Source organism: Streptomyces sp. CB02980 (genome assembly GCF_014451325.2).
Taxonomy (GTDB): domain Bacteria; phylum Actinomycetota; class Actinomycetes; order Streptomycetales; family Streptomycetaceae; genus Streptomyces.
In genome coordinates, this window is the sequence record NZ_JACSCH020000017.1 from 114212 (window position 1) to 129555 (window position 15344).

Annotated in this window: 9 protein-coding genes; 6 read left to right on the forward strand and 3 right to left on the reverse strand. The window is 72.1% G+C overall.

Going from position 1 to position 15344, the window contains the following annotated elements; all coding sequences use genetic code 11:
• Positions 1-12: 12 nt before the first annotated feature.
• The 3 genes from E0F75_RS30225 to E0F75_RS30235 are packed head-to-tail and all read right to left on the reverse strand — an operon-like array spanning position 13 to position 5245.
• A complete protein-coding gene (locus tag E0F75_RS30225) occupies positions 13-1548 on the reverse strand; it encodes an alanine and proline-rich secreted protein Apa (RefSeq protein WP_229314129.1) in 1536 nt (511 codons plus the stop codon).
• Positions 1545-3110: a GT4 family glycosyltransferase PelF gene (gene pelF / locus E0F75_RS30230; protein ID WP_229314130.1), complete on the reverse strand. Its 1566-nt coding sequence runs from the start codon at positions 3108-3110 to the stop codon at positions 1545-1547. The genes E0F75_RS30225 and pelF overlap by 4 nt, the downstream gene beginning before the upstream one ends.
• 26 nt (positions 3111-3136) lie before the next feature.
• Positions 3137-5245: a hypothetical protein gene (locus tag E0F75_RS30235; protein ID WP_229314131.1), complete on the reverse strand. Its 2109-nt coding sequence runs from the start codon at positions 5243-5245 to the stop codon at positions 3137-3139.
• 315 nt (positions 5246-5560) lie between these two features.
• Here E0F75_RS30235 and E0F75_RS30240 point away from each other — a divergent pair, with 315 nt between their 5' ends.
• From E0F75_RS30240 to E0F75_RS30265, 6 genes are all read left to right on the forward strand, one after another.
• Complete coding sequence (locus E0F75_RS30240; protein WP_229314132.1) at positions 5561-7069, forward strand: leucyl aminopeptidase; 1509 nt, start codon at positions 5561-5563, stop codon at positions 7067-7069.
• Positions 7070-7348: 279 nt separating this feature from the next.
• Entirely contained in the window at positions 7349-8737 is a 1389-nt protein-coding gene (gene lpdA / locus E0F75_RS30245; protein WP_229314133.1) for a dihydrolipoyl dehydrogenase, read from the forward strand.
• 62 nt (positions 8738-8799) lie between these two features.
• Positions 8800-10542, forward strand: coding sequence for a 2-oxoglutarate dehydrogenase, E2 component, dihydrolipoamide succinyltransferase (gene sucB, locus E0F75_RS30250; RefSeq protein WP_229314134.1), 1743 nt, complete (start codon positions 8800-8802; stop codon positions 10540-10542).
• A gap of 131 nt (positions 10543-10673) precedes the next feature.
• Positions 10674-11297, forward strand: a complete 624-nt coding sequence (locus tag E0F75_RS30255) for a GntR family transcriptional regulator (RefSeq protein ID WP_030314321.1) — start codon at positions 10674-10676, stop codon at positions 11295-11297.
• Between the two features lie 302 nt (positions 11298-11599).
• Positions 11600-14344 (forward strand): pyruvate dehydrogenase (acetyl-transferring), homodimeric type, encoded by a 2745-nt coding sequence (aceE, locus tag E0F75_RS30260; protein WP_229314135.1) that lies wholly within the window; start codon positions 11600-11602, stop codon positions 14342-14344.
• A 40-nt stretch (positions 14345-14384) separates the two neighbouring features.
• Positions 14385-15344, forward strand: a complete 960-nt coding sequence (locus tag E0F75_RS30265) for a YafY family protein (RefSeq protein ID WP_229314136.1) — start codon at positions 14385-14387, stop codon at positions 15342-15344.

Consider the following 15344-nt stretch of genomic DNA (forward strand, 5'->3'; position numbering starts at 1 on the left):
GGGCCGAGTCCCCTAGACGCGGTGGGCGGTCGGTCGTACCAGCAGGACACCGGTGAGGACGGCGAGCACGGCCGCCGCTCCCCCGGCCGCCACCGGGCCCGCCGCGGGTTCCAGCGACTGCGCCGCCGCCGCGAACAGACAGACGGCGGCCGCGCTGAGCACCGCCCCGAAGGCCTGGAGCAGCAGCCCCAGCCAGAGCACGGTCCCGATCAGGAGCAGGGTGACGAGCCGCGGCGGCGTCGGCCAGGGCGCCCCGGGCCAGGCCAGCGTCACGGCGACGGTGAGCGTGACGAGGACGCCGAGGTAGCCGCCGAGACAGAGCACGAGGGTGCCGGTGACCGCGCGGCGGAACTCGCGCGCGGTGGCCAGGGTCCGCAGCCGGGTCAGGCTCTCGCCCCGGAAGCGGTGCAGCAGCCACTCGGCGGGCCCCATGGAGAGGGTGAGCGCGATGACGGCGCCCGCACCGCTCACCAGGGTGTCGCCGATGCCCGCGTGGAGCACGAGCAGACCGCTGCCGAGGCCGAAGAGGCCGTACGGGAGGGACCCCGCGCGCGGGGGTCCGCCGCGTCCCGCCGCGCCACGCCGGGCGCCCGGCCGGAGAACGAGCCCGGCGAAGGCGACGCTCGCGGTGAGCGCGGTGAGGAGGAGGCCGGCGCGCAGGAGGTCGGGCAGGTCCCAGCGGAAGGCGGGGACGGCTCCGGCGAGCGGCGCCAGCGCGTAGAGCAGGGCCCGTTCGCGGCCGAGGACCAGGAGCACGGTCGCGGCGGCGAGGTAGACCGACTGCCCGGCGGCGAACAGGGCCGCCGGGGTCTCGCCGGGAGCGGCCGCCGCGAGGGCGACGACCGTACCGGCGAGGGCGCCCGCCGGGGCCCCGAGGAGCAGGGCGCGGGCGGCGGCGGGCCGGTCGCCGAGGCCCAGCCAGGTGTACGCGCGGTGGGCGAGGGTCTGGTTCCAGACCCAGCCGGTGACGGCGCCGGCGAGCAGCGGAACCGTTCCGCCCGGGAGCCCGAACCGGCCCTGCTCCCCGGCGAGCAGGGGCGCGGCGAGGACGTACGCGAGGCCGGGCAGGGCGAAGACGAGCCCGCGCAGGAGACAGCCCGCGAGCCCGGTGTGCCAGGCGCCTCCGGGCGGCGCCTCCGGGGCGGGGTGGCGGCGCTCCACGCGCGCGTAGAGGTCCTCGGCGAGCTCGAAGGAGTCGGCGCGGCCGTAGGTGAGCCGGATGTGGTCGTCGGTCATGCCGTCGGACTCGAGGACGGCGGCGATCTCGTCGGGGTGCACGGCGACGGCGACGAGCCCCCCGAGCCGTTCGACGAGCTCGTCGAGCGGATCGTCGGCGAGTTCGCCTACGGCGGGGGCGGTCGGCCCCGCCGGGCGGGCGCCGGGGGCCACGGACGCGTCCCCGGCGGCACCGACCGGGGGCGGCGCCCCGGCGGAGCCGTCGGTCGGCGGGGTCGTGGCGCGCCCCGCACGGTCCTGACGGCGGGGCCGCGGGATCGCGGGGAGAGCGGCCTCCGTGGTCGGGGGCTTGAGCCAGAGCGAGCCGCTCATGCCGGGGTGCCTCCTGGTACGAGGGCCGTGGAGGTACGGCGCGGGGCGGGGATGCTCAGGCGGAGGGGCGTGGGGGCGAAGGCCGGGGCCGGGCGCGGCGCCGGGAGTACCCGGTCGCCGGCCAGTTCGCGGTAGATCTGGCGGAATCCGTCCACCGAGCGGTGCAGGGTGAACCGGTCGATGACCCGCTGCCGGGCCCGGCGGCCGAGTTCGGCGCGGCGGGCCCCGTCGCGGAGGAGTTCGGTGACGGCGGCGGCCATGACGGCCGGTTCGCGGGGCGGGACGACGATCCCGGTGTCGCCGACGGCCTCCCGTACCCCGCCGACGTCGGTGGAGACGGTGGCGCGGCCGCAGGACATGGCCTCGATGAGGGAGAACGGGAAGCCCTCGCTGATGGAGGAGAGCATCACCACGCTGCCGGCCGCGTAGGCGCTGGGAACGTCGGAGATCCGGCCCTCGAACGCGATCCCGTCGGTGACGCCGAGTTCGGCGGCGAGCTTCTCCAGGCGGGTGAGGTAGTCCTCGTTCCCGGCGGGGACCGGGCCGAACAACCGGAGCCGCAGCGCGGGCAGTTCGGCACGGCAGATGGCGTACGCCCTGATCAGGGTTTCGAGGTCCTTGATGGGGTCGACGCGGCCGCACCAGCTGAGCGTGGGGGTCTCGGGTTCGGGCCCGGCCTCGGGGAAGAGGGCCGGGTCGACGCCGTTGTAGACGGTGCGGATGCGGTCGGCGGGGGCGCCGCCGCGCTCCTCCCAGCGCCGGTTGTACTGGTTGCAGGGGGTGATGAGGTCGGCCTTGCGGTAGCCGAGGGTGTTGAGCTCACGGTAGAAGCCGAGCATGAGGGCCTTGACGGGCCAGCGTTGCGCCTCGGTGCGGTAGCCGAGATAGCGCTCGCGGAGGTAGATGCCGTGTTCGGTGAGCAGGAAGGGCACCCCTTCGAAGTGCTGTGCGACGAGCGCCGGAAGGGTGGCGAGGCCGCTGGAGACGGCGTGGGCGACGCCGTCGGCGGATATCCGGGCGGCCAGCGGCCGCAGGGCGTGTTCGAGCAGGTCGGTGGCGGTGAGCGCGTCGTGGACGGTGGGCCTTGCCGCGAGCGTCGGCAGATGCGGCATGGTCCAGATCCACATCAGGGAGCGCAGGGCGGCCTCGGAGCGCAGGGCGTTGGTCAGGCGACCCTGCCGGGCGAGTTCGGCGAGTCCGTACAGGCCGGCGCCGAAGTCGTAGCCCGCCTCCGGGTCGAGGAGGGCGAGGAGCAGGCTCTCGTAGGTGTCGAGGAAGCGGCGGCGCTCACGCCCCCGCAGGGGCCGGCGCGCTCCGGCGAACAGGCCGGGCGCGGTCGGCCCCTGCGGGAGTCCCCAGAGGGGGTAGGCGGTGTGCCGGGTGACGTTGGACGGCAGCTCCCAGGTGACGGGTTCGCGGCCGCTGCCGGTGAGGGCGAGGATCTCGAAGTCGACCTCGGGCATGCCGCGGACGAGCTGGTCGCACCAGGTGCTGACGCCGCCGTGGACATGCGGGTAGGTGCCTTCGGTGAGCATGGTGACATGACGGCCACTGCTCGGCATGTGCGGTTCCCCCCAGAACGTGCTGGTCAGGCGGTCGGGAGCGTGAGTGTGACGCTGGTCTGGAGCAGTTCGGGCGCGGTCCAGGCGGAGCGGGTCCCGGCGTACGGCGTGCCGAAGACGGCGGTGCCGAGGAGGAGGCGCTTGCGGGTGCCCTCGGGGGCGGTGACGGGCACGGTGAGGCCGGCGGGGGCCTTGACGGTGACCGCGGTGCCGATGCGGTAGGCGGTGACCTTTCCGGCGGCGAGTGCCTGGTCCCAGGCGGCGCGGCGGGTCAGTTCGGTGCCGACGTCCCGCTGGGCCGGGTTCACCAGGGGCGCGCCGGGTGCGAACAGGCCCCGGTAGTCGGCGAGTACCCGGTCGAGGACGGGGTAGAGCAGACGCTCCTCGGCGAGGTTCGACTGGTGCACGTAGTGCGGCCGGGGGTCGTTGCCGAGGACGTGGGAGAGGGCGGTGCGGGCTTCCTGCGGCACGATGTGGTCGGCGTAGCCGGTGGCCGTGGGGAGCGGGGCGGGCAGGCAGGTGGAGGCCGGGTTGGACTCGCAGATGCCGCTGCCGCCGTCGGCGCGGGAGGTGTAGATCCAGTTGTACTCGTCGGCCATCTCGGCGGCGGTGCCCACGTTGTAGTACACGTTCATGGGGTGGCGGGGCACGGTCTTCGCGGCGCCGGACGCGGTGCCGATCGAGCGCTGCTGGGGCTCGCGGGAGTTGTCGCTGCCGGTCCACTTGACGCCGTTGTCGGCGAGGGCGCCGGCCAGGTTCGGGTTGTCGACGGGCTGCTGGGGCAGGGTCCTGAGGCCGGAGTGCTCGCCGGTGACGAGTTCGGAGCGGTCGACGGAGATGCCCTTGCGGACGGCCCAGTTGTGGTTGTCGCGGATCTGGGCGGACAGCTCGGCGCGGCTGACCCAGAGGGTGTTGCCCTTGGTGTCCTTGGCGCACTGCCAGGGGACGACGGCGTTGTCCTGGACGCAGCCGAGGAAGGGATGGGTGTACGTGTGGTTGATCCACCGGTACTGGGCGCGGTCGGCGACGAGCCGGTCGGTGAGCGGGTCGGAGCCGGCGTGCTCGGTCTTCCACTGCTCGCCCTGGCCGCCGTTGTAGACCATGTCGAGGGTGAAGCCGGAGGACTTCTGCCAGGCGGCGGCGTACTGGGCGTCGGCGACCGTCATCCGGATCGGGTTGGCGCCCTCGCCGTCGTCGCCGACGCAGTCGAAGTCGCCGGGCGTGCAGTCGAGTCCGGTGTCCCAGCGGGCGTCGGGGGCGAAGACGTCGTCGACGTGCACGGAGAGGTAGTTGCGGCTCTGGCCGAGGTGGACGCCCTGGGTGAGCCATTCGACGATGCCGCGGGCGAGGGCCCGGAACTGCCGCTGGTACTGGTTGTACGCGAAGGTGACGACCAGTTCGCGGCGCCCGTCGGCGGTGTACTCGCCGACGAGGCTGGCCCGGCCGCCGTCGGCTCCGGCTCCGCCGATGGGGACGTCCACGTAGCTGGTGTAGCCGGCCCGGGGGCGGCCCGCGTAGCCGTAACTCTCGGCGATCGAGGGGTCGTTGTCCTCGAAGGTGAGCGCCCCGGCCAGGTACTGGAAGGGGCCCGCCTTCCCGGCGGGCGTGATGCCCGCGGTGGTCCCGTCGAGGACGCCGGACCAGCCGCCCTCGTTCGTGTAGTCGAGGCCGACGCCGGGGTGCGACCAGGTGTAGGCGTCGACCTGCGGGATCCCGAAGGTCCGTTCGTACGTCTGGAGGGCGGTGTGCTCGGCCGAGTCGGGGCCGAAGGCGCTCTCGTGGGGCAGGACGACGCCCTGGTACTTGGCGCGGGGGCGGCCGTCGAGCGTGTCGCTGAGGAAGGCCGTGTCGAGAACCGGCCGGTTCGGGTCGTTCAGGTCGATCCTGCGGTACGGGACGCCGGAACCCTTCAGCTCGGCGGTGATCGCCCCGACCGCGCTGCCGCCGTCGTCCACGACCAGGACGGTGAGGTCGACCCGGGGCACGGGGGCCGCGAGGGCCTGCGCGGACGGGACGACGGTGGCGAGCAGCGCGGCGGCGGCGAGGGCCGCGACGCGGGCGGTACCGGACGCGGTGCGGGCGCCGCCACGGGTGCGGAGCGCACTTCTGGGCGTACGGATTCGGCCGGAGTCCATCAGGTGGTGTCCCCCCTCTGCAGGTCCCCGCGCACCGGGGGCCGGGGCGGCGAACCTGTGGAGATGTTGCAGATGATGCGAAGACGAGTGGGTCGTCCTTGCGTGGCTGAGGCGAGTGTGAACGAGCGCTCCGAGCCTGAACGGTAAACATGAAAGAGACACCACGGATGAGTGAATCAACGCCGCCGTGAGCGAACCGGGTGAGCGAGCGTAGGCTCGTTCTCGGCGCTCTCCGGGCCGAAATACGATGCGGCGGGCACGGTCGGCCCATCCCTCGACCGCCACAGAACTCAATGGAAGCGAGATTTCACCACCGTGACTGCTCTCACTCTCAGCACTGCCGGCGCGGCGACGCTCCGTGCCGACGCCCTCGTCATCGGCGTCGCGAAGTCCGGGAAGACGCTCGTCGTCGCTCCGGGCGCCGAGGCCGTCGACAAGGCCTTCGACGGTCGGCTCGCCGCCGTCCTGGAGACGCTGGGTGCCTCGGGTGCCGAGGGTGAGGCGACCAAGCTGCCCGCCCCCGCCGGCCTCAAGGCCCCCGTCGTCCTGGCCGTCGGCCTGGGCTCCACCCCCGAGGACGGCGCGTCCTTCGCCGCGGAGACCCTCCGCCGGGCCGCCGGTGTCGCCGCCCGCACCCTGACCGGCTCGAAGAAGGCCGCGTTCGCGCTGCCGATCGACGACGCCGAGGACGCCGCCGCCATCGCGGAGGGCGCCCTGCTCGGCGCGTACGCCTTCACTCAGTACCAGGAGAACGGCAAGGACGCGAAGAAGCCGCTGGGCGAGGTCGCCCTGCTCGGCGCCAAGCCGCGCGACAAGGCCCACAAGGCCGCCGCCGAGCGCGCCCAGGCCGTCGCCGAGGAGATCAACCGCGCCCGCGACCTGATCAACATGCCGCCGAACGACCTGACCCCGGCCGCCTTCGCCGCCGCCGCCCAGGCCGCCGGCAAGGAGCACGGCCTCAAGGTCCAGGTCCTCGACGAGAAGGCGCTCGCCAAGGGCGGCTTCGGCGGCATCCTCGGTGTCGGCGTCGGCTCGGAGAACCCGCCGCGCCTGGTCCGCATCGGCTACACCCACCCGAAGGCGGAGAAGACCCTCGCCCTGGTCGGCAAGGGCATCACCTACGACTCGGGCGGCATCTCCCTGAAGCCGGCCGGCCACAACGAGACGATGAAGTGCGACATGAGCGGCGCCGCCGCCGTGTTCTCCACCGTCGTCGCCGCGGCCCGCCTCGGCCTCGAGGTCAACGTCACGGGCTGGCTCGCCCTCGCCGAGAACATGCCGTCCGGCTCCGCCACCCGCCCGGGTGACGTGCTGCGCATGTACAGCGGCAAGACCGTCGAGGTCCTGAACACCGACGCCGAGGGCCGGCTCGTCCTGGCCGACGCGCTGACCAGGGCCTCCGAGGAGCACCCGGACGCGATCGTCGACGTGGCGACCCTGACCGGCGCGATGGTCCTGGCGCTGGGCAACCGCACCTTCGGCATCATGGCCAACGACGACGACTACCGCTCCGCGATCCACGAGATCGCGGAGGAGGTCGGCGAGGCGTCCTGGCCGATGCCGCTCCCCGCGGACCTGCGCAAGGGCATGGACTCCCCCACCGCCGACATCGCCAACATGGGTGAGCGGATGGGCGGCGGCCTGGTCGCCGGTCTCTTCCTCCAGGAGTTCGTGGGCGAGGGCATCACCTGGGCCCACCTGGACATCGCGGGCCCGGCCTTCCACGAGGGCGCCCCGTACGGCTACACCCCCAAGGGCGGCACCGGCTCCTCGGTCCGCACCCTGGTGAAGCTGGCCGAGCGCACGGCGGCCGGCGAGCTCTGAGCAGGCGCGTGACGGCGACGGCCCCGGGCTGCGTGCCCGGGGCCTTCGTCGTCCGCCCGCGACGAAATCCGTAGGTTCGTACGCCCTGGTCCGCCCGCCGTACGGACGATCGGCCGTCTCAGAGCACGGCCCCGCGTCCCGCCATCCGTCAACAAGTGCGAAGATGGGTTCTCGGCAGGACAGGGCCCCCACCACAGGGCCGAAAATAAGCGGCCGAACACCAGCCGCCGCCCGGTCATCGAGGACCGGCGACGAGCGCACATGCATGGAGGACGTGACGTGGCGAACGACGCCAGCACCGTTTTCGACCTAGTGATCCTCGGCGGCGGTAGCGGCGGTTACGCCGCGGCGCTGCGCGGAGCGCAGCTGGGCCTGGACGTCGCACTGATCGAGAAGAACAAGCTCGGCGGCACCTGCCTGCACAACGGCTGCATCCCGACGAAGGCCCTGCTCCACGCCGGCGAGGTCGCCGACCAGACCCGCGAGGCGGAGCAGTTCGGTGTCAAGGCCTCCTTCGAGGGCATCGACATCAAGGCCGTGCACAAGTACAAGGACGACGTGATCTCGGGCCTGTACAAGGGTCTGCAGGGTCTCGTCGCCTCCCGCAAGGTGACCTACATCGAGGGCACCGGTCACCTGTCCTCCCCGACCTCCGTCGACGTCGACGGTCGTCGCGTCGAGGGCCGTCACATCCTCCTGGCCACCGGTTCCGTGCCGAAGTCCCTCCCCGGCCTGGAGATCGACGGCAACCGGATCATCACTTCGGACCACGCGCTGACCCTGGACCGGGTCCCGGAGTCCGCGATCATCCTGGGCGGCGGCGTCATCGGCGTCGAGTTCGCCTCCGCGTGGAAGTCCTTCGGCACCGACGTCACGGTGATCGAGGGCATGAAGCACCTGGTCCCGGTCGAGGACGAGAACAGCTCGAAGCTTCTTGAGCGCGCGTTCCGCAAGCGCGGCATCAAGTTCAACCTCGGCACCTTCTTCCAGTCCGCCGAGTACACCGACAACGGCGTCAAGGTCACCCTGGCCGACGGCAAGACCTTCGAGGCCGAGGTGCTGCTGGTCGCCATCGGCCGCGGCCCGGTCTCCGCCGGTCTCGGTTACGAGCAGCAGGGCGTCGCGATGGACCGCGGCTACGTCCTGGTCGACGAGTACATGCGCACCAACGTGCCGACGATCTCGGCCGTGGGCGACCTCGTCCCGACGCTCCAGCTCGCGCACGTCGGCTTCGCCGAGGGCATCCTCGTCGCGGAGCGCCTGGCCGGCCTGAAGGCCGTCCCGATCGACTACGACGGCGTGCCCCGGGTGACGTACTGCCACCCCGAGGTCGCCTCCGTCGGCATCACCGAGGCCAAGGCCAAGGAGATCTACGGCGCGGACAAGGTCGTCGCCCTCAAGTACAACCTGGCGGGCAACGGCAAGAGCAAGATCCTCAAGACCGCGGGCGAGATCAAGCTCGTCCAGGTCAAGGACGGTGCCGTGGTCGGCGTCCACATGGTCGGTGACCGCATGGGCGAGCAGGTCGGCGAAGCGCAGCTGATCTACAACTGGGAGGCGCTGCCGGCCGAGGTCGCGCAGCTCATCCACGCCCACCCGACGCAGAACGAGGCGCTCGGCGAGGCCCACCTGGCCCTGGCCGGCAAGCCTCTGCACTCCCACGACTGACGCTCACGTCATCACAGGGCGCGACGACCACTTCCCGCAATTCGTTAGGAGCAACTGAAACCATGTCGGTTTCCGTAACCCTGCCGGCGCTCGGCGAGAGCGTCACCGAGGGCACCGTCACCCGCTGGCTCAAGGCCGAGGGTGAGCGTGTCGAGGCCGACGAGCCGCTGCTCGAGGTCTCGACCGACAAGGTCGACACCGAGATCCCCGCCCCCGCCTCGGGCATCCTGGCCTCCATCAAGGTCGCCGAGGACGAGACGGTCGAGGTCGGCGCCGAGCTGGCCATCATCGACGACGGCACGGGCGCCCCGGCCGCCGCCGCGGCTCCGGCCGCCGAGCCCGCCGCGGCCCCTGCGCCGGTCGCCGAGGCTCCGGCCGCTCCGGCCCCCGTGGCCGAGGCCCCGGCCGCTCCGGCCGCCCCGGCCGGCGGTGCCACCGGCACCGACGTCGTGCTGCCCGCGCTCGGCGAGTCCGTCACCGAGGGCACCGTGACCCGCTGGCTGAAGTCGGTCGGCGAGACCGTCGAGGCCGACGAGCCGCTGCTCGAGGTCTCCACGGACAAGGTCGACACCGAGATCCCGGCCCCGGTCTCGGGTGTCCTCCTGGAGATCGTCGTCGCCGAGGACGAGTCCGCCGAGGTCGGCGCCAAGCTCGCCGTCATCGGTGCCGCGGGTGCGGCTCCGGCCGCCGCCCCGGCTCCGGCCCCGGCCGCCCCCGCCGCCGCTCCGGCCCCGGCCGCTCCGGCCCCCGCGCCGGTCGCCCCGGCTGCCCCGGTCGCCGCTCCGGCTCCGGTCGCCCAGGCCCCGTCGATCGCTCCGGCCGTCGTCACCCCGGTTCCGGCGGCGCCCGCGGCTGCTCCGGCCGCGCCCGCGGAGGACGGCGCGTACGTGACCCCGCTGGTCCGCAAGCTCGCCACCGAGAACGGTGTCGACCTCGCGGCCGTCAAGGGTTCGGGCGTCGGTGGCCGCATCCGCAAGCAGGACGTCCTCGCGGCCGCCGAGGCCAAGAAGGCGGCCGCCGCCGCCCCCGCCGCGGCTGCTCCGGCCGCCGCCGCCAAGGCTCCGGCCCTGGAGGTCTCCCCGCTGCGCGGTCAGACCGTCAAGATGACCCGGATGCGCAAGGTCATCGGCGACAACATGATGAAGGCGCTGCACGGCCAGGCCCAGCTGACCTCGGTCGTCGAGGTCGACATCACCAAGCTGATGAAGCTGCGCGGCCGCGCCAAGGACGCCTTCGCCGCCCGTGAGGGCGTCAAGCTCTCCCCGATGCCGTTCTTCGTGAAGGCGGCGGCCCAGGCGCTGAAGGCCCACCCGGTCATCAACGCCCGGATCAACGAGGACGAGGGCACGATCACCTACTTCGACACCGAGAACATCGGTATCGCGGTGGACTCCGAGAAGGGTCTGATGACCCCGGTCATCAAGGGTGCGGGCGACCTCAACATCGCCGGTATCTCGAAGAAGACCGCGGAGCTGGCCGGCGCCGTGCGCGCCAGCAAGATCACCCCGGACGACCTGGCCGGTGCGACCTTCACCATCTCCAACACCGGTTCGCGCGGCGCGCTCTTCGACACGATCATCGTGCCCCCGAACCAGGTCGCCATCCTGGGCATCGGCGCCACCGTGCGCCGTCCGGTCGTCATCAACCACCCGGACCTGGGTGAGACGATCGCGATCCGCGACATGACGTACGTCGCGCTGTCCTACGACCACCGTCTGGTGGACGGCGCCGACGCCGCCCGCTACCTGACCTCGGTCAAGACGATCCTCGAGGCCGGCGAGTTCGAGGTCGACCTCGGCCTGTAAGCCGTACGCCGAAAGGCATACGCCGAGGCAACGTAACGAGCCTCACCTGCGGCGCCCTCGTCCGGAAGTGTTTCCGGACGGGGGCGCCGCCGTATTGTCTTTAGAGTCAACACTCCCCGAGGAGCCGCTTCATGACCGTCCCCGTCGTCCACTCGCTGCGCGAGCAGATCCGCGAGCACATCGTGGAGGGGATCGTCAGCGGCCGCTGGAAGCCGGGCGAGCGGATCGTGGAGCGCCGGATCGCGACCGAGCTCGAGGTCAGCCAGACGCCCGTGCGCGAGGCGCTGCGCGAGCTGGAGTCGCTGCGGCTGATCGAGTCGGCGCCCAACAAGGGCGTCCGGGTCCGCAATCTGACCGCGGCCGACCTGGAGGAGAGCTACCCCGTACGAGCCGGTCTCGAGCAGATCGCGGCCGAGCTGGCGGCCGGCCGGCTCGCGGCCGACTGCTCGGCCCTGGAGCCGCACGTGGCGGCCCTGTACGAGGCGGACGCCACCTCCGACGGCACGGCCCAGGTGCGGCACACGGTGGCCTTCCACCGGGAGCTGGTGAAGGCCGCGGGGAACGCCGTCCTGCTGCACACCTGGGAGACGCTCGGCATCGAGGTCTTCACGGCCCTGTCGATCCGCTGGCTGGGCACGGTCCAGAAGTCCTACGCGGAGGAGCACCAGGAGCTGGTGGAGGCCTTCCGGCGGGGCGATCCGAACATCGGCGCGCTGGTGAAGGCGCATGTGCTGGGCTGCGCGCCGCGCGCCTGACCCCTTTTCTCGTCACGGACAGTGAGCGGGTCCACCTTCCGGTGGGCCCGCTCATTCGTGCGCGCACCCCCTCAGAAAGCGGCCCCTCCCCGCTCTCACCTGCGAAAACAAGGCACCGGGTGCCCCATTTCACGGCACCCTGTGCCGACTTTCTCGATCTGAAGAGGTTTTCCCCTTCAACCCTTTGATCGATCATCGATCGTCGGTTTAGAGTCTTCGGCGGGCCGCTACCCGGCCCTTCGCCCTGTCCTGCCAGACAAGGCACCCCTTCTCCACCCCCACCTGTCCGGAAGGCGGCGATCATGACCGATCCCGTAGGCAAGATTCCGAGCGAGCTCGACCAGCTCCCGGACCGTGACACCGAGGAGACCGCCGAGTGGGCGGCCTCCCTGGACGCCGTCACCAAGGCCGCCGGCCCCCACCGGGCCGCCTACCTGATGCGCCGCACGCTCCAGCACGCCGAGGGCGCGGGCCTCGCCCTGCCCAAGCTGCTGGAGACGGACTACGTCAACACCATCCCGACCTCCGCCGAGCCGACGGGCGCCGACTTCGACGGCGACGAGGCCATGGAGCGCCGGATCACCGCCTGGAACCGCTGGAACGCGGCCGCGATGGTCACCCGCGGCTCGAAGTACGGCGTCGGCGGTCACATCGCCACGTTCGCGTCGGCCGCCTGGCTGTACGAGACCGGCTTCAACCACTTCTTCAAGGGCAAGGAAGCCGACGGTTCCGGCGACCAGCTCTACATCCAGGGTCACGCCGCGCCCGGCATCTACGCCCGCGCGTTCCTGGACGGGCGCCTGAACGAGGCCCACCTCGACAACTTCCGGCAGGAGTCCGGCGGCAACGGTCTGCCCTCCTACCCGCACCCGCGCCGGCTGCCCTGGCTCTGGGAGTTCCCGACCGTCTCCATGGGTCTGGGCCCGCTCTCCGCGATCTACCAGGCGCGCTTCAACCGTTACCTGACCAACCGCGCCATCAAGGACGTCTCCGCCTCGCACGTGTGGGCGTTCCTCGGTGACGGCGAGATGGACGAGCCCGAGTCGACCGCGGCCCTCGCCCTGGCCGCCCGCGAGGGTCTGGACAACCTGACCTTCGTCATCAACTGCAACCTGCAGCGCCTCGACGGCCCGGTCCGCGCCAACTTCAAGATCGTGCAGGAGCTGGAGGCCCAGTTCCGCGGCGCCGGCTGGAACGTCGTGAAGTCGCTGTGGGGCAACGCCTGGGACGAGCTGTTCGCGCTCGACACCACCGGTGCCCTCGTCCGCCGCCTCCGCGAGGTGCCGGACGCGCAGGTCCAGACGTACCAGACCCGCGACGCCGCCTACATCCGCCAGGACTTCTTCGGCAAGGACCCGGCGCTCGTCGCGATGGCTCAGCTGCTGAGCGACGACAAGATCCTGGAGTGCTTCCACCTCTCGCGCGGTGGCCACGAGCCGCGCAAGGTGTATGCCGCGTACAAGGCCGCCGTGGAGTTCAAGGGCGCGCCGACGGTCATCCTCGCGCAGACCGTCAAGGGCTTCACCCTCGGTGAGGGCTTCGCGTCGAAGAACGCGAACCACCAGATGAAGAAGCTCTCGAACGACGAGTTCAAGAACATGCGTGACCTTCTTGAACTGCCCATCTCGGACGCGCAGTTCGCCGACGGCCAGGTGCCGTACGGCCACCCCGGCACCGACTCCCCCGAGGTCCGCTACCTGCAGGAGCGCCGCGCGGCGCTCGGCGGTCCGGCCCCGGCCCGTCGTACCCACGCGCTGGCCCCGCTGCCGGCCCCGGCCGAGAAGGCCTTCACCGCCTTCGACAAGGGCTCCGGCTCCCAGTCGATGGCCACGACGATGGCCTTCGTCCGTCTGATCAAGGACCTCATCCGTGACAAGGAGACCGGCAAGCGCTGGGTCCCGATCGTCCCGGACGAGGCCCGCACCTTCGGTATGGAGTCGCTGTTCCCGTCGCTCGGCATCTACTCGCCGAAGGGCCAGACGTACGAGCCGGTCGACCGCGACCAGCTGATGTACTACAAGGAGGCCGTCAACGGCCAGATCCTCAACGAGGGGATCACCGAGGCCGGTTCGATGGCCGACTTCATCGCCGCTTCCACCGCGTACTCCACGCACGGCGAGGCGATGATCCCGTTCTACATCTTCTACTCGATGTTCGGCTGGCAGCGGACCGCCGACCAGATGTGGCAGCTCGGCGACCAGCTCGGGCGCGGCTTCCTCGTCGGCGCCACCGCGGGCCGTACGACCCTGACCGGTGAGGGCCTGCAGCACGCCGACGGCCACTCGCCGGTGATCGCGGCGACCAACCCGGCGGCGCTGACGTACGACCCGGCGTTCGCCTACGAGGTCGCGGCCATCGTCAAGGAGGGTCTGCGCCGGATGTACGGCGAGGCCGCCGAGGGCGAGGACCAGAACGTCTTCTACTACCTCACCGTCTACAACGAGCCGATGCCGCAGCCCGCCAAGCCGGCCGGCATCGACGAGGGCATCGTCAAGGGCCTCTACCGGTTCAACACCGCCGAGTCGGCCGGTCTCGACCTGCCCTCCCCCAAGCTCTCGGCTTCGCTCGAGCAGGGAGGTGCCCCCACCGCCCCGCGCATCCAGCTCCTCTCCTCCGGTACGGCCATCCACTGGGCCCTGGAGGCGCAGAAGCTGCTCGCCGCCGAGTGGGGCGTGGGCGCCGACGTGTGGTCCGCGACCTCCTGGACGGAGCTGCGGCGCGACGCGCTCGAGGCCGACGCGGCGCTGCTGCGCGGCGAGGAGCAGGTGCCGTACATCCGCAAGGCCCTGGAGGGCGTCGAGTCCCCCGTCCTCGCGGTCTCCGACTACATGCGCCAGGTCCCCGACCAGATCGCGCAGTGGGTCGAGCAGGACTGGTCCTCGCTCGGTGCCGACGGCTTCGGCCTCTCGGACACCCGTGACGCGGCCCGCCGCCACTTCGGCGTCGACGCCCAGTCGATCGTCGTCGCGGCCCTCGCGCAGCTCGCCCGCCGCGGCGAGGTCCCGGCCTCGGCCGTGAAGGAGGCGCGCGAGCGCTACGGCCTGTAGGCCCTGCCAGGTTGTCGGTGCGGGCGCGCATGATGGGTTCATGCGCGCCGCCCGGCTGATCAAGATGGTCCTTCTCCTCCAGTCCCGTCCTTCGATGACGGCGGCCGAACTCGCCGCCGAGCTGGAGGTGTCGGAGCGCACCATCACCCGCGATGCCCTCGCCCTCTCGGAGGCGGGGGTTCCGGTGTATGCGGACCGGGGCAGGGCCGGTGGGTACCGGCTCGTCGGCGGCTACCGCACACGGCTCACGGGCCTGGCCCGCGGCGAGGCCGAGGCACTGTTCCTGTCCGGACTGCCCGGCGCGCTGCGGGACATGGGCCTGGAGGACGCGGCCTCGGCGGCCCGGCTGAAGGTGTCCGCGGCGCTGCTGCCTTCGCTGCGGGACGCCCCGGACTCGGTGGCACAGCGCTTTCTGCTCGACGCGCCCGGCTGGTACCAGGAGCCGGAGACCCCTGAGCTGCTGCCGCCGATCGCGGAGGCGGTCTGGGACGACCGGATGATCTCGGCCCGCTACCGGCGCGGTGACCGTGAGGTGGAGCGCGAGCTCGCCCCGTACGGCCTCGTCCTGAAGGCGGGCGTCTGGTACCTGTGCGCGCGGTCGGGTACGGCGTTCCGCACCTACCGGGTGGACCGCTTCGCCTCCGTCGCCCTCGCCGTGGAGCGCTTCGAGCGGGACGAGAGCTTCGATCTGTCCGCCTTCTGGGCCGAGCGCGCGGCGGAGTTCGCCCGGTCGATCCTGCGCGCCGAGATCGTCGTACGGCTCACGGAGGCGGGCGCCCGCCGGCTGCCGTACGTGACGGACCGCGCGGCGGCCGCGGAGGCCCTCGCGGCGGCGGTGTCCGAGGACGGCGGGCTCCGGGTGGTCCTCCCGGTGGAGAGCGAGGAGGTCGCGTTCTCCCAGCTGCTCACGCTCGGCCCGGAGGCCGAGGTGCTCGCCCCGGTCTCCTTGCGCGAGCGCTTCGGTGCGGCCGCCCGCGCGATGGCCTCGCGGTACGCCTGA